15 protein-coding genes and 2 tRNA genes are annotated in these 17,816 nt (G+C 60.4%); 13 read left to right on the top strand and 4 right to left on the bottom strand.

Annotated features, from left to right (window positions below):
* Positions 1 to 18 precede the first annotated feature (18 nt).
* The 12 genes from gpt (at position 19) to hflX (ending at position 11,459) form a co-directional block, all read left to right on the top strand.
* Complete coding sequence (gpt, locus tag J2D75_RS04285) at positions 19 to 510, top strand: xanthine phosphoribosyltransferase (protein ID WP_207853176.1); 492 nt, start codon at positions 19 to 21, stop codon at positions 508 to 510.
* Between the two features lie 86 nt (positions 511 to 596).
* Positions 597 to 673, top strand: a tRNA-Pro gene (locus J2D75_RS04280).
* Between the two features lie 23 nt (positions 674 to 696).
* Positions 697 to 1,002: an ETC complex I subunit gene (locus J2D75_RS04275; RefSeq protein WP_207853174.1), complete on the top strand. Its 306-nt coding sequence runs from the start codon at positions 697 to 699 to the stop codon at positions 1,000 to 1,002.
* Between the two features lie 39 nt (positions 1,003 to 1,041).
* Positions 1,042 to 1,118: transfer RNA gene (locus tag J2D75_RS04270), tRNA-Arg, on the top strand.
* A gap of 148 nt (positions 1,119 to 1,266) precedes the next feature.
* Positions 1,267 to 2,421: a 2-C-methyl-D-erythritol 2,4-cyclodiphosphate synthase gene (ispF, locus tag J2D75_RS04265; protein WP_207853172.1), complete on the top strand. Its 1,155-nt coding sequence runs from the start codon at positions 1,267 to 1,269 to the stop codon at positions 2,419 to 2,421.
* 102 nt (positions 2,422 to 2,523) lie between these two features.
* Positions 2,524 to 3,585, top strand: a complete 1,062-nt coding sequence (dusB, locus tag J2D75_RS04260) for a tRNA dihydrouridine synthase DusB (protein ID WP_207853369.1) — start codon at positions 2,524 to 2,526, stop codon at positions 3,583 to 3,585.
* On the top strand, positions 3,582 to 4,724 hold the full coding sequence (locus tag J2D75_RS04255) for a two-component system sensor histidine kinase NtrB (protein ID WP_265782851.1): 1,143 nt from the start codon (positions 3,582 to 3,584) through the stop codon (positions 4,722 to 4,724). The genes dusB and J2D75_RS04255 overlap by 4 nt, the downstream gene beginning before the upstream one ends.
* A complete protein-coding gene (gene ntrC, locus J2D75_RS04250) occupies positions 4,721 to 6,175 on the top strand; it encodes a nitrogen regulation protein NR(I) (protein ID WP_207853170.1) in 1,455 nt (484 codons plus the stop codon). Before J2D75_RS04255 ends, ntrC begins: the two co-directional genes overlap by 4 nt.
* Positions 6,176 to 6,183: 8 nt before the next feature.
* Positions 6,184 to 8,415 carry a sensor histidine kinase NtrY-like gene (locus J2D75_RS04245; RefSeq protein ID WP_207853168.1) on the top strand — a complete coding sequence of 744 codons (2,232 nt, stop codon included), beginning with the start codon at positions 6,184 to 6,186 and terminating at the stop codon, positions 8,413 to 8,415.
* Entirely contained in the window at positions 8,405 to 9,796 is a 1,392-nt protein-coding gene (ntrX, locus tag J2D75_RS04240) for a nitrogen assimilation response regulator NtrX (protein ID WP_207853166.1), read from the top strand. Before J2D75_RS04245 ends, ntrX begins: the two co-directional genes overlap by 11 nt.
* A gap of 78 nt (positions 9,797 to 9,874) precedes the next feature.
* Positions 9,875 to 10,159 (top strand): RNA chaperone Hfq, encoded by a 285-nt coding sequence (gene hfq, locus J2D75_RS04235; RefSeq protein WP_207853365.1) that lies wholly within the window; start codon positions 9,875 to 9,877, stop codon positions 10,157 to 10,159.
* Entirely contained in the window at positions 10,101 to 11,459 is a 1,359-nt protein-coding gene (gene hflX, locus J2D75_RS04230; RefSeq protein ID WP_207853165.1) for a GTPase HflX, read from the top strand. The genes hfq and hflX overlap by 59 nt, the downstream gene beginning before the upstream one ends.
* 34 nt (positions 11,460 to 11,493) lie before the next feature.
* Here hflX and J2D75_RS04225 read toward each other — a convergent pair whose 3' ends face one another.
* The 3 genes from J2D75_RS04225 to J2D75_RS04215 all read right to left on the bottom strand — a co-directional run bounded on the left by J2D75_RS04225 (position 11,494) and on the right by J2D75_RS04215 (position 15,682).
* Positions 11,494 to 12,126, bottom strand: a complete 633-nt coding sequence (locus J2D75_RS04225; RefSeq protein WP_207853163.1) for an NUDIX hydrolase — start codon at positions 12,124 to 12,126, stop codon at positions 11,494 to 11,496.
* Between the two features lie 94 nt (positions 12,127 to 12,220).
* Complete coding sequence (clpB, locus tag J2D75_RS04220; RefSeq protein WP_207853161.1) at positions 12,221 to 14,839, bottom strand: ATP-dependent chaperone ClpB; 2,619 nt, start codon at positions 14,837 to 14,839, stop codon at positions 12,221 to 12,223.
* Positions 14,840 to 15,073: 234 nt separating this feature from the next.
* Positions 15,074 to 15,682 (bottom strand): superoxide dismutase, encoded by a 609-nt coding sequence (locus J2D75_RS04215; protein ID WP_025860543.1) that lies wholly within the window; start codon positions 15,680 to 15,682, stop codon positions 15,074 to 15,076.
* 269 nt (positions 15,683 to 15,951) lie between these two features.
* On the opposite strand from J2D75_RS04215, the gene J2D75_RS04210 reads away from it, so the two are divergent.
* The gene (locus tag J2D75_RS04210; RefSeq protein WP_207853159.1) at positions 15,952 to 16,764 is read left to right on the top strand and encodes a squalene/phytoene synthase family protein; all 813 of its coding nucleotides are present in this window, start codon (positions 15,952 to 15,954) and stop codon (positions 16,762 to 16,764) included.
* A 31-nt stretch (positions 16,765 to 16,795) separates the two neighbouring features.
* Here the strand turns inward: J2D75_RS04210 and J2D75_RS04205 are convergent, their stop codons facing one another.
* The gene (locus tag J2D75_RS04205) at positions 16,796 to 17,671 is read right to left on the bottom strand and encodes an NAD(P)-dependent oxidoreductase (RefSeq protein ID WP_207853157.1); all 876 of its coding nucleotides are present in this window, start codon (positions 17,669 to 17,671) and stop codon (positions 16,796 to 16,798) included.
* Positions 17,672 to 17,816: the final 145 nt, after the last annotated feature.

Raw genomic sequence — 17,816 nt, 5'->3', positions numbered from 1 at the left:
CATGATTTGGGAAACGCAATGGCCACGCAGTACGCAACCGTAACATGGGACCAACTGCACAGGGATGCCCGCACGCTCGCGCGCCAGCTTATGCCCCTTATGCCGTTTCGTGGGGTGGTGGCCATTACGCGCGGCGGTATGATTCCCGCCGCCATTATCGCCCGTGAACTGGGCTGCCGGGTGATGGAAACCATTTCCGTCGTGTCGTACGATGAGGAGCAGCAGGGAGACCCCGTGATTGTCAAACAGCCCGATGCGGCAGGTAATGGCGAGGGGTTTCTTGTTGTGGATGATCTGGTTGATTCCGGTGTGACAGCCCGGCTGGTGCGCGAACGCCTGCCAAAGGCGGTATTTGCCTGCCTGTACGCCAAGCCCAAAGGGCGTGATCTGACGGATCATTTTGTGACCGAGGTTTCGCAGGATACGTGGGTGCTGTTCCCGTGGGATACGGCTCCGCTCTTTGTGCCGCCGCTGGTCGATGGCGGTCGGGATGGCGGTGCGGCGGCGTAAGCTGGTGTGCTGGCTGAAATTTTATCGGTTTTTTGATGTCGTGGCTCTTGCCAGCGCGCGGCAGGGCGCTTAGGTTCTGCCTCGTTCGGGGCGTGGCGCAGCCTGGTAGCGCGCGTGTTTTGGGTACACGAGGCCCCCGGTTCGAGTCCGGGCGCCCCGACCACTGCAAAAGCGGGGAGTCCCGATATGCCAGCTCGTCTTTACAAACAGTCTAAACCTGCCGGTCAGTCCGGTCTTGCGGGTACGCGCCGCTGGGTTCTTGAATATGGACAGGGCGCACCACGGCGTCAGGACAGCCTTATGGGCTGGACAGGCAGTGCTGATACCCGTTCCCAGATCAAGCTCGCGTTTGATACGATGGATGAGGCGCTGGCTTATGCCAAGCGTGAGCAGATTGCCGTTGAGGTAGAAAAGCCCGCTGAGCGCCTGCGTCGTCCCAAGGTTTACGCGGATAATTTCCGCTTCGACCGAATCCAGAACTGGACACATTGATTTTCAGCGCCTTCGCCTTTATGCGTGAAAACCAACAGGGCGCCCTTAGCTCAGTTGGATAGAGCAACAGCCTTCTAAGCTGTGGGTCGCTGGTTCGAATCCAGCAGGGCGCGCCACTTTCTCTTTACAGTTCTGTTGTTTGGTACGCTCCGTGCTGGCGTAAGGCGCAGCTTTGCCGCACGCCTGTCGGCAGCTCACCCTATGTGGGTCGTGCGTGCAATTTTCGCTCTTGACGGCATCCGCACCCGACCGCATTGCTTGCCCATGCGAGTAGCTGCCATTCTTCTGGCTGCCGGTACAGGTAGCCGCTATGCCGCCACAACTGGCTCCCCCCTTCCCAAGCAGTATGTGCTGTTGGCCGGGCGTCCCGTGATTCGTCACGCCGCTGAGGCCCTGCTGCCTTATGTGGCCTGCATTCAGCCTGTAGGGGACCCGCAATCTCTTGCGGATGCACTGGATGGGCTGGCTGTTCTGCCACCTGTTGCCGGGGGCGATACCCGGCAGGCCAGTGTCAGAGCCGGGCTTGAGGCCCTTGATCGCCTGCCCGCAGAGCAGAAGCCTGATCTGGTGCTGGTGCATGATGGTGCGCGCCCGTATCTTACACCCAAACTCATTGGCGGTGTGGTGCAGGCTCTGGCCGATCACCCCGGTGCCATTCCCGCCGTGCCTGTGGCTGATACGCTCAAGCGTGGCAAGGATGGCGTGATTGACGGCACCGTGCCGCGCGATCATCTCTACCGGGCGCAGACACCGCAGGGCTTCCGCTTTCCGCTGTTTCTGGAACTCCACCGCGCCAGTGCATCGCTCAGTGCAACGGATGATGCGAAACTGCTCGAAGATGCCGGTTTCAGCGTGGCGCTGGTGCCGGGTGACGATGATAATATCAAGCTGACTTACGAGGATGATCTGGTGCGTCTGGAACGGCTGATAGGCCCGACACTGCTGCCACGCGTGGGGCTTGGATACGATGTGCATGCCTTCGAGGAAGGCCGTCCGCTGATCATGTGCGGCATTACGGTGCCGCATACGCATGGTCTGGCGGGTCATTCCGATGCCGATGTGGGCATTCATGCCCTGTGCGATGCCATTTACGGAGCATTGGCCGAAGGGGATATCGGGCGTCATTTCCCGCCCAGCCAGAACGAGTGGAAGGACGCCGATAGTGCGCGCTTTCTGATCCATGCAGGCCAGCGTATCCGGGAACGCGGGGGCATGTTGGTCAATGCCGATCTGACCCTGATCTGTGAACGCCCCAAGATTGGCCCGCATGCACAGGCCATGCGCGAGCGTCTGGCCGCTCTGCTGGAAGTGGATGTGGATCGGATTTCGGTCAAGGCGACAACATCCGAACGCCTCGGTTTTACCGGGCGTGAGGAAGGAATTGCCTGCGCCGCTACCGTATCCGTGCTGGTACCCTGATCCACCGGCTTTTGGCCGCAGGTCAGGGCGCGGATTAAAAGGATTGCGCGGGGTGCGCCGGGTGGCTATTTCTGCCTAATCTGTAGGCATATGGACATGACCGTGCAACCGCAATCCACACTGCGCCCGATTGATCTGGGGGGTGTCGTTCTTGATACCCCTGTGATCCTTGCCCCCATGTCGGGGGTAACGGACCTTCCCTTCCGCCGTCTGGCGCGCAGGCTGGGGGCGGGGCTTGTCGTCTCGGAAATGATTGCCTCATGGGCCATGGTGCGTGAAAACGACACCACCCTGCGGATGGCTGAAGTGGCTGATGCCGGTGGCCCCAATGCCGTGCAGCTTGCCGGGTGCGACCCTGATGCGATGGCTGAAGCGGCCCGCATAGCGGTGCGGCGCGGTGCTGACATGATCGACATCAATTTCGGCTGCCCGGTGCGTAAGGTCGCGGTCGGGCAGATGGCTGGTTCGGCCCTGATGCGCGATGAGATCGGTGCGGCCCGTCTGCTCAAGGCCGTTGTGGAAGCCGTATCCGTGCCGGTTACACTCAAAATGCGTATGGGCTGGGATCACCAGCACCTGAACGCCCCGGTTCTGGCCCGTATCGCGCAGGATGTCGGTATCCGCATGATTACGGTGCATGGCCGCACCCGCCAGCAGTTTTATAATGGTGTAGCGGATTGGGCATTTGTCAGAACCGTGAAAGACGCGGTGGATCTGCCTGTGATCGTCAATGGCGATATTCTGACCGTGGCGGATGCGCGAGCGGCGCTAAGCCAGTCAGGGGCGGATGGAGTCATGATCGGGCGTGGCTGTTATGGGCGCCCGTGGTTTCTGGCACAGGTGGCGCAGGCTTTGTGCCATGGTGCAGAGGTGCCAGACCCCGACCTTGCGAGCGAAAAAGCCATTGTGCTGGAGCATTACGCTATGATGCAGGAGCATTTCGGCCCAAGGCCGGGCCTGCGTCTGGCGCGCAAACATGTCTCTTGGTATTCCGCCGGGCTACGGGAATCCGCGGCGTTTCGTGCGGCATTCAACCGAATTGAAACGGTGGATGAGGCGTTGGAAGCGATCACGGCTTTTTATGACAGCCAGATCGCGCATGGTGCCGTGCGTGACCCGCGCCAGTCCCGTCATGATAATGCCGCGCAGGCGCACGCCGCGTGACCCTGCGCGGTGATAGGGCGGAACAGAACAGACAGGCCGGGCCGGGAGCGGAAAGCCTGCTGGATTTTCTGCCCGTGCCGTTTCTGGAAATAGGGTCAGATGATGCGGTTCTGGCTGCCAATGTTGCGGCGGAGGAGTTTTTCGCGACATCGCGCCAGCAGTTGATGCACGCTGGCCTGAAAGGGCTGGCGCCGCCTGATCATCCGGTTTTTGTGCTGCTTGAACACCTGCGCCAGCGCGGAGGGAGTGTTACCGAGCATGGGGTGGCGTTCAGTTCGGCCCGGTTCCACCATGATAATGTAAGCGTGCAGGCGGCGGATGTACCTGACCATCCCGGTATTATTCTGCTGACTTTCCATGTCACGGCGGCGCCGCGTGCGCTGGATCAGCAGATGGCGCATCGCTCCGCCGCCCGCAGTGTGTCGGGTATGGCGGCTATGCTGGCGCATGAAATCCGCAATCCGCTATCAGGCATCAAGGGGGCGGCCCAGCTTCTGGAACAGGCCGTGACAGCGGGTGATCGTGAACTGGCAACCCTTATCTGCGAAGAAGTGGACAGAATTGATGCGCTGGTGGAGCGCATGGGCATGTTTGGTGAGGCCCAGCTTGACCTGCGGCCTTTCAATATCCACCGGCTTTTGGAGCATGTGCGCTTGCTGGCCATGAACGGGTTTGCACGCGGGCTACAGATTCTTGAACGTTATGATCCGTCGCTACCGCCAGTCTGGGGTGATCGTGACCAGCTTGTGCAGGTGCTGATCAATCTGGTGAAGAACGCGGCGGAAGCCATGCGCGAAAGCGGGCGGGAAGGGCAGATAAGCCTGATCACGCGCTATCGTCCCGGTATTCGGGTTGCGGTACCGGGCACGGATGAGTGGCGGCACCTGCCGCTGGTGGTAACGGTGCGTGATACAGGGCCGGGGATTGATGAAACAGTGCGGCCGCATCTGTTCGAACCCTTTATTTCCACCAAGGCCAATGGCCGGGGGCTTGGTCTTGCGCTGGTTGGCAAGATCATGGATGACCACGGCGGTGCCATTGATGTTGAAAGTCGGCCGGGGCGCACGGAAATAAGCCTGTACCTGCCCGTGGCGCAGGAAAAACAGGCCGAAGGCGGACAGGAGACCGCTCCCTCATGACCCCACCTCCCACCATTCTTGTTGCTGATGATGATCGTTCGATCCGCACCGTGCTGGGGCAGGCACTGGGGCGTGCGGGTTATCAGGTGCGCAGCACGCCTTATGTTTCTACCCTGTGGCAGTGGGTGGAGGAAGGTGAGGGCGATCTGGTCATTACCGATGTCATTATGCCCGATGGCAGCGGGCTTGATCTCATTCCGCGTATCAAACAGGTGCGGCCTGATCTGCGCATTATCGTCATGAGTGCGCAGTCCACCCTGACCACGGCGGTCAAGGCAACCCAGCGCGGCGCGTTTGAATATCTGGCCAAGCCGTTTGATCTTAAAGCCCTGCTGGCTGTCGTTGCGCGTGCGCTGACAGCCTCCACCCCCGATGCGGATAAGGATAGCCCCGATGGCCTGCCGGAAGAACGGCTGGCCCTGATCGGACAGTCGGTGGTCATGCAGGCGATTTACCGTAGCATTGCAAGGCTGACGACATCGGACCTCACGGTCATGATTTCGGGAGAGAGCGGCACCGGCAAGGAACTGGTGGCCCGCGCCCTGCATGAATATGGCCGCCGGCGTAATGGCCCGTTTGTGGCCGTTAATATGGCCGCCCTGCCGCGCGAGCAGATCGAAAGCGAACTGTTTGGTTTTGAGCGGCCGGGCGCTCTGGGGCGTATGCCTGGCCGGTTTGAGCAGGCAACGGGTGGCACCCTGTTTCTTGATGAAATCGGGGATATGCCACAGGAGGCCCAGACCCGTTTGCTGCGTGTGCTACAGGAGGGTGAGTTTACGACCGTGGGGGGCAACCAGCCTCTGCGGGCCGATGTGCGGATTGTGGCGGCGACACATCGTGACCTCCGGCAGGCCATTCAGGCCGGTACTTTCCGTGAAGACCTGTATTACCGCCTGAACGTGGTGCCGTTGCGCCTGCCCCCGCTACGGGAGCGGGCAGAAGATATTCCCCTGCTTGCCCGCCATTTTCTGAACCAGTGCCGGGAAGAAGATGGACGCCTGCGCCAGATTGACGAGGCGGCTTTGAACAGCCTTCAGGCATGGCGCTGGCCGGGTAATGTGCGGGAACTGGAAAACCTGATCCGCCGGGTGGTGGCGCTGCATTCGCAGGAGACGATCACCCGTGAACTGATCGAGGCTGAACTGCTCGATACCGCCCCCATAGGAGCCGCATGGCATGATGATGAAGCCGGTGAGCAGGCAGGAGAGCCTCTGTCTGAGGCGGTCTCACGCCATATTGCCCGCTATTTAGCCGCAGGCCGGGAAGGCACGCCCTTGCATGATCTGCATGCCCAGCTTGTGGCGGAGGTTGAGCGTCCGCTGATTCAGATGACATTGGTGGAAACGCGGGGCAACCAGATCAAGGCTGCGGCCATGCTGGGGCTGAATCGCAATACGCTACGCAAGAAAATTCGAGAGCTGGATATTCCGGTGGTGCGGGGGGCGGGGTGAGCGCAGGCATGAAACCGGGGTTATTCACCCGTGCGCGCTGGCTGCTGCGTGCGCTTGAGCGGCGGAGTGTGGCCATCACTCTGGCAACACTGGCGCTGTGTCTGGGGTTTGCAACGTTTGTCGTGCTGTCGGCGGGGATGTCGTTCGGGCGATATGCACTGATCGAACCGCTGGTGCTGTTCCTGAACGGGCTGGTGCTGGTGCTGCTTTTGCTGGCGCTGGTTATCCGTGTCTGGCCCATGCTGGTTGAACACCGTAAGGGGCTGGTAGGGGCGCGGCTGCATGTGCGGCTGGTGACGCTGTTCGGTATCGTGGCTGTGGCCCCCACGCTGGTTGTGGGGGTGTTCGCTACCCTGTTCTTTCATTTCGGTATCCAGATCTGGTTTTCTGATCGGGTGAATACCGCGCTGAACGAGGCGCTTGAGGCATCACGCGGGTATCTGACAGAGCATAATGCCAATATCCGCACCGATGCGTTTTCCATGGCCAGTTACATCATGGGGGCGCAGAACGAGCTTTCGGCCAGCGGCATGGATCTGTTTCAGGACCATGAAGCCTTGAGCCAGATGCTGGACAGTCAGGCCACCATGCGCGGCCTGACCGAAGCGCTTGTGTATGACCCCATTACCAACAAGGTGGTGGCGGCAGGTGGGCTGATGAGCCGCACCGGCAATTTTCTTCAGGAGCTTCCACCGCCGGCTGCGACCGTCATGGCGCGTTCGAACGATGTGGCCATTCTGGACTCGCCGGATGAGCGGACGGTACGCGCGGTGGTGGAGCTGTCGCAAACTCCTGCTCTCATGCTTGTGATCACGCGGCTGGTAGATCCCGGTATTCTTGAACATATGCACCGCACGGAAAATGTGGTGGCGGATTACCGGCATCTGAATAGCAACAAGGCCAAGATACAGCTTACCTTTGTCATGATTTTTGTGCTGGTAGCGCTGCTGGTGCTGGTGGCCGCCGTGCTGATCGGTCTTGCGCTGGCCAACCAGATTGCCCGGCCACTGGGGCTGCTGAGTGTCGCGGCCCGGCGGGTGAGCGAGGGGGATCTGGATGTGCATGTGCCAGACATCAAGCGCGATGATGAAGTGGCCAGCCTGTCCCGCGCCTTCAACAGTATGACAGAGGAACTGTCCAGCCAGCGCACGGAGCTTATGGCGGCGTACAGCCAGATCAACGAACGGCGGCGCTTTACCGAAGCGGTGCTGTCCGGTGTTTCCGCTGGAGTGATCGGGTTGGATGCGGAGCAGCGTATCGAGCTGCCTAACAGAGCGGCCAGTGTTCTGCTCCAGACCAGCCTTCTCGATGCCACGGGCGAACCATTGGCGCAGCGCGTGCCCGAATTTGCCAGCCTGCTGACGGCCGCGCGCATAACACCCGATCAGGTGCTGACGCAGGAAGTGCAGACCGGGCCTGTTACCAGCCAGCGTACATTGCTGGTGCGGATCGGGGCGGAACTGCGTGGCAACGAGGTTGCGGGCTATGTGATGACGTTTGACGACATAACAGCCCTGCAACAGGCTCAGCGCAAAGCGGCCTGGGCGGATGTGGCGCGGCGCATCGCGCATGAGATCAAGAACCCGCTGACCCCCATCCAGCTTGCTGCAGAACGGCTCAAGCGCCGTTTTCTCAAGGAAATCACCTCCGACCCCGATACATTTGTCCAGTGCGCGGATACGATCGTGCGGCAGGTGGGCGATATCGGGCGCATGGTGGATGAGTTTTCGGCCTTTGCGCGCATGCCCCAGCCGGTTATGAAGGATGAGGTTCTCTCACGTATCGTGCGTGAGGTGCTGGTGCTCCAGCGCAATGCCCACCCGGAAATCCATTATCATTTCGAGGTTGAGGGCGAAGGGCCGGTCGTGCGGTGCGACAGGAGGCTGATCAGCCAGGCGCTGATCAATCTTTTGCAGAACGCGGCGGACGCCATTGCGATGGTCAGCCGTGATGATGGGCAGAAAGCAGCGGAGGGGAAGGTCTTGCTCCGTATTACGCATGATGACCACACGATCGCACTGAGTGTGGCGGATAATGGCGTGGGCCTGCCCGCCGATGACCGCCACAGACTGACGGAGCCGTATGTGACACATAAGGTCAAAGGCACCGGATTGGGATTGGCTATTGTGAAAAAAATCATGGAAGATCATGGTGGAACCCTACGTCTGGAAGACCGGGCGGAAGAAAGGGGAACCATGGCGATTCTGATTTTGCCGGTAAAGGACGATCATGGCGCATGAAATCCTGATTGTTGACGACGAGCCCGACATCAGGCTGCTGATAGAAGGCATTCTGAGCGACGAGGGATACGAGACACGGGCGGCTGATGGTGCCGAGGCAGCTCTGGCCGCGTTTCGGGTGCGTAGACCGGCGCTTGTCATTCTGGATGTCTGGCTGCAGGGCTCGGGCATGGATGGTCTGGAAATCCTTCAGGCTCTCAAGGCGGAGGAACCTTCCGTGCCGGTGGTCATGATTTCGGGCCACGGCACGATTGAAACCGCCGTTGCCGCACTGCACCATGGGGCATACGATTTTATCGAAAAACCCTTTCAGGCCGACCGGCTTTTGGTGGTGGTGCGCCGTGCGCTCGAAGCTTCGCGTCTGGCGCGTGAAAACGAGGAACTGCGTCTGCGGGCCGGGCAGGACATGGAGCTGTTTGGCGCCAGTGCCCAGATATCGGCTGTCCGCAACCAGATCGACAAGGTTGCGCCCACAGGCTCACGCGTGTTGATCAGTGGCGGGCCGGGTACGGGCAAAGAGGTTGCCGCCCGCACGCTGCATGCGCGTTCACGCCGGGCCGATGGCCCGTTTGTGGCCCTTAACTGCGCTATTCTCGCGCCCAACCGTTTTGAGGAAGAACTGTTCGGCATCGAAGGCGGGCTGGATGGAGCCGGGCGGCGCACTGGCGTGCTGGAACGTGCGCATGGTGGCACCCTTCTGCTTGATGAAGTGGCCGACATGCCCATGGAAACGCAGGGCAAGATCGTGCGCGCCCTGCAGGATCAGACCTTCGAGCGGCTGGGGGGGGATACGCGGGTCAAGGTTGATATCCGCGTGCTGGCGACCACCAACCGCGATCTACAGGCCGAGATTATGGCCGGGCGTTTCCGTGAAGACCTGTATTACCGGCTGGCGGTCGTGCCTTTGCGTATGCCTGCCCTCAAGGAGCGGCGTGACGATATACCGGGCCTTGCCGCCCTGTTCCTGCGCCGTGCGGCCGAAATGGCGGGCCTGCCTGCGCGCGAGCTTTCGGCTGATGCGGTCGCTGTGTTGCAGGCGTATGACTGGCCGGGCAATGTACGCGAGTTGCGCAACCTCATGGAACGGGTGCTGATCATGCAGCCGGGCGGCAGCAATGAGCCGATCCGTGCGGATATGTTGCCCTCGACAGTGGGGGAGAGCGCTCCGGCACTGCTGAAATTCGATGCGTCCACCGATGTCATGAGCCTGCCGCTACGTGATGCGCGAGACCTGTTTGAAACCCAGTATCTTCAGGCCCAGCTTTTGCGTTTTGGCGGCAATATCAGCCGTACGGCGTTATTTGTGGGCATGGAGCGCAGTGCTTTGCATCGTAAACTTAAGCAGCTTGGTGTAACATCAGAGGAACGAAGTGCTGGCTGATGCGTCAGGCATAAAAAGGGTCATACGCGACCACGGCGCAATGGCAGAACAATAAAGAGAATGAGTAGGGTTCACACTGTGGAAAAAGAGAGTGTCCAGAATGTACAGGAAGCGTTTCTAAATCAGATTCGCCGCTCCCGTGCGGCGGTAACCGTATTTTTGGTGAATGGCGTCAAGCTGCAGGGTTTTATCACCTGGTTTGATGATCAGGTGATGCTGCTGCGTCGTGATGACCAGACCCAGCTTATTTACAAGCATGCCATCAGCACAGTGATGCCCAGTGTCGCCGTCAATCTTTCCGAACATGCAGGGGCTGCCGCGTCAGCCGACAGGGAAACCGGTTTTGGCGACGAGTTTATCTGAACAGAAAAAAGTCGTTGCCACCCGCGCAGCCGTTATTCTGCCGTGGGAGCGCGCAGCGCACGGGCAGGACGTACGCGCCGCGGAAGCTCGGCTGGAAGAAGCCGTGGGGCTTACCGCTTCCATCGGTCTGATTGTTGTCCGCAAGGCTGTGGTTTTACTCCGCATGCGCCGCTCCTCCACTCTGTTGGGCAAAGGGCAGGTGGATGCGCTGGCAGCAGCCGTAAAAGCCGACCGGGTGGATGTGGTGGTGGTGGATTCACGCCTAACCCCGGCCCAGCAGCGCAATCTTGAAACGGAGCTGGGTTGTAAGGTCATTGATCGTACCGGCCTTATTCTTGATATTTTCGGTGCCCGTGCCGCCACGCGTGAAGGCACGCTACAGGTTGAGCTTGCGCATCTGGAATACCAGCGCTCGCGCCTTGTCAGGCTGTGGACCCATCTTGAACGCCAGCGCGGTGGCTTCGGCTTTCTTGGCGGGCCGGGTGAAACGCAGATCGAGGCTGACCGCCGCATGATCAGCGAGCGGATTGTCCGGCTTAAAAAAGATTTGGAGCAGGTGCGCCGCACCCGTGGCCTGCACCGTCAGGCCCGGCGGCGGGTGCCGTTTCCGGTGGTGGCGCTGGTTGGCTATACCAATGCGGGCAAGTCCACCCTGTTTAACGCCCTGACAGGGGCGACCGTGTACGCGCAGGATCAGCTTTTTGCTACGCTGGACCCGACCATGCGGGCCATTACCCTGCCCTCAGGGCGGCAGGTGATCCTGTCTGATACGGTGGGCTTTATCAGCGAACTGCCGACCGAACTGATTGCAGCCTTCCGTGCGACGCTTGAAGAGGTGGCTGAGGCGGACATCATCCTGCATGTGCGGGATGTCGCCCATCCTGATAGTGCCGCGCAGAAAAAGGATGTGCTGGGCGTGCTGCAAGGCATGGCGCGCGACAATATGCTGGAGCAGGACTGGTCTGGCCGTGTTGTCGAAGTTCTGAACAAGGTGGATCTTCTGGGCGGGGCGGATACCCTGCCACGCACAGATGATACGGTGGCCATTTCAGCCATAACGGGCGATGGGCTGGGCAATCTGCTGGCGCGGATTGATGAGCGCATTACTACCGGCATGGAAATGGTGCGCTACCGGCTGGCCCTGTCAGATGGCGCGGCTTCGGCCTGGCTTTATCAGCACGGCGAGGTTCTCCACCGCGCTGATCAGGAAGAGCAGACCGATATTACCGTGCGCCTTGCTGCTGAGGATCGTGCACGGTTTGAGCGCCAGTTTACCCACGTAACGGCCATTCTGGCCTGAATAGTATAGCCTCCCCCCTGAGTGGGGGAGGCTGTCAGTCGAACTCGGCAGGGCGGTGTGGGTCTGCCCGGTGGGCGAAGAGCAGGTCTATTTCATGTGGCAGGATACGCCCGGTTGAAAGATCGGTCGGGATTTCCTCTCGGCTGAAAAAGCTGACAGCGCTGGTTTCCACACTGGTTCTGGCCTCGCCTCCGATAACCTCGGCCACAAAAAACAGTTTGGTAATGGAAAACGGTTCTGGGGGCGTGTGGCCCTGATGGTCGCGGTCAAACGCCATGGCCAGCTTGGTAATCCGCACGGTGTAGCCGGTTTCCTCCAGCACTTCCTTGGCGGCGTTTTCTGCCGGGGTCAGGTTTACATCGGCCCAGCCGCCCGGAATGGTCCAGCGATCCTCATCCAGCACTTCGCGCACCATCAACAGTCTGTTTTGCTGGTCAAAAGCCGCCACACGGACTTCGAGCTTGGGTGTGGCGTAGCCGCTCTGCTGGCAGAACAGGTTTTCGATAGTGGTGTTGTCTGCGCCGCTACCCGTTGCCATCATGCGGGCGGCCAGTGCTTGCAGGTGCTCGTAACGCTCACGGTCAAACGGGTCTTTGATGTAATGCAGGCCGGTCTGGGCAATGGCCTGTATATCTCGTGCCCAGATCAGCCAGTCAGGGTCTGCCATTGTGCGTTCTCCTGTATATGGATGCAAAAAACGGGAGGGCCGTAGCCCTCCCGTTTCTGTTTTAAATCAGTGACAGACCTGAGAACACATCCGTTCAGAGGCTGGCATCAGCGGGTGCGGCCGTGGTGGCCCCGTTGATCAGCAGGCCATCGCCATTAGCCGAAATGGTGATCTGATCACCATCGTGGATACGGCCTTCCAGCAACTGCTCCGCCAGCGGGTTTTGCAGGTTGCGCTGGATCACTCTCTTGAGCGGACGCGCACCGTAAACCGGGTCATAGCCTTCATTCGCCAGCCAGGAGTCCGCCAGCGGATCAAGCGTGAGGGTGATCTTGCGGTCATCCAGCAGCTTTTGCAGGCGTTTGATCTGGATTTCCACAATCTTGCTCATGTCCGCTTTCTGCAGCCGTGCGAACAGGATAATTTCATCCAGACGGTTGAGGAACTCGGGGCGGAAGTGTTCGCGCACCACTTTCATGACCTGTGCCTGAACCATATCCGTGGTTTCACCATCGGGCTGGTTGGCCAGATACTCCGAACCGAGATTGCTGGTAAGGATAATCAGCGTGTTACGGAAATCAACCGTCCGGCCTTGTCCGTCCGTCAGCCTGCCGTCATCGAGCACCTGCAGAAGAATGTTGAAGACATCCTCATGGGCTTTTTCAACTTCATCAAACAGGATGACCTGATACGGCCTGCGGCGCACGGCTTCAGTCAGCACACCACCTTCCTCATAACCGACATAGCCCGGAGGAGCTCCGATCAGTCGGGCCACGGCGTGCTTTTCCATGAACTCGCTCATGTCGATACGCAGCAGCGCCTTGTCATCGTCAAACAGGAAGCGGGCCAGCGCCTTGGTCAGCTCGGTCTTGCCCACACCCGTTGGGCCGAGGAACAGGAAAGAGCCAATCGGGCGGTTGGGGTCCTGCAAGCCTGCGCGGGCACGGCGTACCGCATCGGCCACGGCCTTGAGTGCCGGTTCCTGACCGACAACGGAGCGACGCAGTTCGTCTTCCATGCGGAGTAGCTTGGCGCGCTCGCCTTCCAGCATCCGGTCAACTGGCACACCCGTCCAGCGCGAAACCACGGCGGCAACGCCCTGATCGGTTACGGCTTCTGATACCAGATCATTCTGCTTGGCGGATTCTTCTTCCGTTTTGCGTGTCTGGGCGATCTGGCTTTCCAGATTGGGAATAACTCCATACATCAGTTCGGATGCACGGCCGAGATCGCCTCGGCGCTGGGCCACCTCCACATCGGAACGGGCTTGATCAAGCTGTTCCTGCAACTTCTGTGTGGCATGCACACGGTCTTTTTCCGCATGCCATGCCGCGCTGAGCGTATCGGATTTTTCTTCCAGATCAGCCAGCTCGGTTTCCACGGCCTCAAGCCTGTCCTTGCTGGCCGTGTCGTCTTCCTTACGCAGGGCTTCACGCTCGATCTTGAGCTGGATAATCCGGCGGTCGAGTTCGTCCAGTTCTTCGGGCTTGCTGTCGATCTGCATACGCAGGCGGCTGGCCGCCTCGTCAATCAGGTCGATGGCCTTATCCGGCAGAAAGCGGTCGGTGATGTAGCGGTTGGACAGCGTAGCAGCGGCTACCAAGGCGCCATCGGTAATCCGCACGCCGTGGTGCAGTTCGTATTTTTCCTTGATGCCACGCAGGATGGAAATGGTGTCCGCGACACTGGGTTCGCCCACGAAAACCGGCTGGAAACGCCGGGCGAGGGCCGCATCTTTTTCAATATATTTGCGGTACTCATCCAGCGTGGTGGCGCCAATGCAGTGCAGGGTGCCGCGCGCCAGTTCCGGCTTGATCAGGTTGGAGGCATCCATAGCGCCATCCGTCCTGCCAGCGCCTACCAGCGTGTGCATTTCGTCAATGAAGAGAATGACCTGCCCTTCGGCGGTTTCAATTTCTTTCAGCACGGCTTTCAGGCGTTCTTCGAACTCACCGCGATATTTGGCACCGGCCACCAGCGCACCCATGTCGAGCGAGAGCAGTTTCTTGTTGCGCAGGGCTTCGGGCACATCGCCATTGACGATGCGCTGGGCAAGCCCTTCCACAATGGCGGTCTTACCCACGCCCGGCTCACCGATCAGGACGGGATTGTTCTTGCTGCGCCGGGCTAGAACCTGAATGGCGCGGCGGATTTCCTCATCACGCCCGATAACGGGGTCAAGCTTGCCTGCCAGCGCGACTTCCGTGACATCGCGCGCGTATTTTTTCAGTGCGTCGAAATTGGCTTCGGCTCCCTCGCTGGTGACCGTGCGGCCCTTGCGAATGGTGGTAATGGCTTTTTCAAGCGCTTCGGCTGATGCACCGTTATCCTTGAGCGCGCGGCCCGCTGCCGTGTCAGAGGCGGCAAGGGCGGCCAGCAGGCGGTCTTGCGCCACAAAGCTGTCGCCCGCTTTCTGGGCACTCTGCTCGGCAAAATCGAGGGCGCGCACAAGGTCGGGGGTTGCGGCAGGTTGGCCAGCGCCACCGCCCTGCACCTTGGGCAGTTTGGCCAGTGCCTGTTCTGTAGCCGCCTTGACGGCTTCCGGCGTGCCACCTGCGGCGCGGATCAGCGAGGAAGCGGCCCCTTCGGGGTCGTCCAGCATGGCTTTGAGCAGGTGCTCGGGTGTTAGTTGCTGATTGAAGTCACGCAGGGCGATCGTCTGCGCCGCCTGAAGAAAACCGCGTGAACGTTCGGTAAATTTTGCAATATCCATGATATCCCTCTTGTCCCTTTGAATGAGGCGACCGAAGGCCCTGCTGCCGTCCCTAGTTCAAGGCAACGGATCAGGGTCTTTTGTTTCTTTTCATAAGATTGGAAGGCTGTGGCGGACAATCAAGAGGGCAGGAGGCCTGCGGGGCGAGGGAGATGAAAATAACGGCCTTGAAAAAGAAAAAGGGCGGAACCTCACACAAGGTTCCGCCCCGTTCCGTTTTGCTGTCAGCGCGGCTTACGCAGCGTTGAGCTGAGCTTCCGCAAATTCGTAGTTCGCCAGCTTGTCGAGGAAGTTGGTGATGTAGTCAGGACGACGGTTGCGGAAGTCGATGTAGTAGGAGTGCTCCCACACATCGGCGGTCAGCAGGGCTGTACCCTGACCTTCTGCCAGCGGGTTGGTGCCGTTGGGGGTCTTGGCGATGGCCAGCTTGCCGTCCTTGCCCAGAACCAGCCATGCCCAGCCCGAACCAAACTGCGAAATGGCGGCCTTACGGAACTCGTCCTTGAAGGTGTCGATGCTGCCGAAATCAGCGGTGATCTTGGCACCCAGCTTTTCGGGCATGGCGCCACCCGTGGCGGACAGGCTGTTCCAGAAGAAGGAGTGATTCCAATGCTGGCCAGCATTGTTGAACAGGCCGGTCAGGTCAGCCTTGCCGTGCGCGGCCAGAATGATGTCTTCCAGCGACTTGCCAGCCAGTTCCGGCTTGCCTTCAAGCAGGGTGTTCAGCGTCGTGACATAAGCCTGATGGTGCTTGCCATGATGGAACTCAAGCGTTTCCTGGCACATGCCGCGCGCGGCAAGAGCATTGGTGGTGTAGGGAAGGGATGGCAGTTCGAAAGCCATGGTCAACTCCGTATCAAGTGCAGGGCGTGAGGGGGCGCCTCATCCGGCAACAGCTATGGACACATGCACAATGCGTCAAGGGAATGCCCCATGACAAAGACGCACGCAGGAGCTTTACCGGGTTCAGGCGCTGGGAAATGCGCCCTGCTGGTGGGGGCTTGTGGTCAGGCATTCCGTCAGGAATGCTGTGCGGGTATTACGCATGAAAAAGGAGCGCGTTGCAACCCGGCAGGGTGCGGCCCACGCATTTGGGATAACGGAAAAACACGATGATACCCCCCGAACAGGCAACGGATACAGCTTCGATCATGCACATGGCGCGTAGCGATCCTGACAGGATGTTATGTGCGGCTTTCATGCCGCCTCCCGCGCGTGAGCGGGCATGGGCGTTGCTGGCTTTTCATAATGAACTCCTGCGCGCGCTCCAGCCTGCGCGCTCCAGTGCGGTCGCGGGGTCTCTGGCGGGCATGGTGCGCCTGCAATGGTGGCGCGAGGTGCTGGAAGGCCAGCGCCCGCCAGAACATTGTCTGGCCCCGGTCTTGCTGGAGGCCATACAGCGTGGACAGCTTGGGCGTGAGACGCTGCTGCGGCTCGTGCTGTCAGCCGAAACGGAACTGGACAGACAGGCAAACCCCGATAGCCCTGTAACACCTTCCGCATGGGAGCAGATGCTGCGCGATGGGGCCGGAGCGCTGAGTGCTGGCATGGGCGAAATTCTGGGTGTGCGGGAGGCCGACTGTCTGGGCGCACTGGAGTGGTGCGGCATGGCCTATGGGGCAGGGGCCATGTTACGGCACTGGAGCGTGCTGGAAGTGGGCGGACGCTTTGTGTTTCCTGGCCCGGTATCGGCACTGCATCAGGCTGGGTGTCGCTTTGCCGCACAAGCCCAGTCATTTGCCGGGCAGGCCGGAGGGCAGGAGGCGGGCTGGCGTCTGGCGGCGTTACCGCTGGTGCTGGCCCGGCGTGATCTGGCCCGGTACCGGCCAACCGGGCCGCACAGCATGCAGGCCGGGCAGCCGCGTGGCGTGGGAGACAGGCTGGCGGTCATGTTGGCCGGGTGGCGGGCTGCGCGCCGGGGGTAAGGCGCGCAGCACTCAGGGCTGATACGGGCCTTCAGGCGTCGTTAGCGACGATTTTTTCCATAATGCCGATCAGCGCCGAGTAATCGGCATCTTCCGCTGCGCGCCGGGTTAGCGAAAGCTGCTGCGTGGTGGCGGCCAGTGTCGGCACAGGCACAGCCAGCCGGGCGGCTGCGTCCATGAACAGGCGCATATCTTTTTGCATCAACCGGGTGGGAAACTGCGGCGCGAAATCACCATTTCTGGCCATGCGGATCTTGCGTTTGTGATGCGGCGAGATCACGGCCATTTCATCCAGCGCACCAAAGAGCATGGAGCGATCCAGTCCGGCCGCCAGCCCGTAGGCGATGGCCTCTGCCACGGCGGCCAGCCCGGCGCCCATAATGGCGTTGATAACAAGTTTAAGCCGCGCGCCACTCCCTGCCGGGCCTGCATGCACGGTCAGGCGGCCAATGGCGTCAAAAACCGGCTTGGCGCGCTGCATGGCGTTATCGCTGCCGCCCGCCAGCACCACCAGTGTGGCGGCCTCGGCCTCGGGGGTGCTGCCTGAAACCGGGCAGTCGATTACGGTAATGCCCAGTTCCTGCCCGGCTTCAAACAGAGCCTGTGTGGCCTCGGGGGAAACGGAGCTGGTATTGAGCACAAGCCCGCCGGATTTCATGCCGGCCAGCGTTCCCTGCGGGCCATACATACAGGCTTCAAGCGCTTCATCATCCGGCACACAGACGAGAACGATATCCGCCGCCTGTGCTACTTCGGCCGGTGTGGCGAGAAAGGGAATATCACCATTGCCGCCTTTGCCGGACGGCGTGTAGGCAACGGCTTTGTAGCCGACTTTGCTCAGATTGACCGCCATGCGGCTGGCCATGGCACCCAGTCCGATAAAGCCGATAGTCTGTGCTGCTGTCATGATTTCCCGTGACTCCGAAGTTTTTCTGCTATCATAGGCCGGAAAAAATGTGCGTCTTCCCCGTTTGGCGTCGTACAGCGTAGCGATTCCACCAAAGGCGTGCAAACCGGCAGGGAGCAGACGCATGCTGAGCGTGAAAGACCCG

Source organism: Acetobacter suratthaniensis, assembly GCF_017377745.1.
GTDB lineage: Bacteria > Pseudomonadota > Alphaproteobacteria > Acetobacterales > Acetobacteraceae > Acetobacter > Acetobacter suratthaniensis.
This window is presented reverse-complemented; position numbering and strand designations above follow the sequence as displayed.

Bases quoted from the DNA above. Each gene is read 5' to 3' on its own strand.
- J2D75_RS04275 (WP_207853174.1), top strand. From the start codon at position 697: ATGCCAGCTCGTCTTTACAAACAGTCTAAACCTGCCGGTCAGTCCGGT.
- gpt (WP_207853176.1), top strand. From the start codon at position 19: ATGGCCACGCAGTACGCAACCGTAACATGGGACCAACTGCACAGGGAT.
- ispF (WP_207853172.1), top strand. From the start codon at position 1,267: ATGCGAGTAGCTGCCATTCTTCTGGCTGCCGGTACAGGTAGCCGCTAT.
- J2D75_RS04210 (WP_207853159.1), top strand. From the start codon at position 15,952: ATGATACCCCCCGAACAGGCAACGGATACAGCTTCGATCATGCACATG.
- clpB (WP_207853161.1), bottom strand. From the start codon at position 14,839: ATGGATATTGCAAAATTTACCGAACGTTCACGCGGTTTTCTTCAGGCG.
- ntrC (WP_207853170.1), top strand. From the start codon at position 4,721: ATGACCCCACCTCCCACCATTCTTGTTGCTGATGATGATCGTTCGATC.
- J2D75_RS04205 (WP_207853157.1), bottom strand. From the start codon at position 17,671: ATGACAGCAGCACAGACTATCGGCTTTATCGGACTGGGTGCCATGGCC.
- hflX (WP_207853165.1), top strand. From the start codon at position 10,101: ATGCAGGGGCTGCCGCGTCAGCCGACAGGGAAACCGGTTTTGGCGACG.
- J2D75_RS04225 (WP_207853163.1), bottom strand. From the start codon at position 12,126: ATGGCAGACCCTGACTGGCTGATCTGGGCACGAGATATACAGGCCATT.
- ntrX (WP_207853166.1), top strand. From the start codon at position 8,405: ATGGCGCATGAAATCCTGATTGTTGACGACGAGCCCGACATCAGGCTG.
- J2D75_RS04245 (WP_207853168.1), top strand. From the start codon at position 6,184: ATGAAACCGGGGTTATTCACCCGTGCGCGCTGGCTGCTGCGTGCGCTT.
- J2D75_RS04215 (WP_025860543.1), bottom strand. From the start codon at position 15,682: ATGGCTTTCGAACTGCCATCCCTTCCCTACACCACCAATGCTCTTGCC.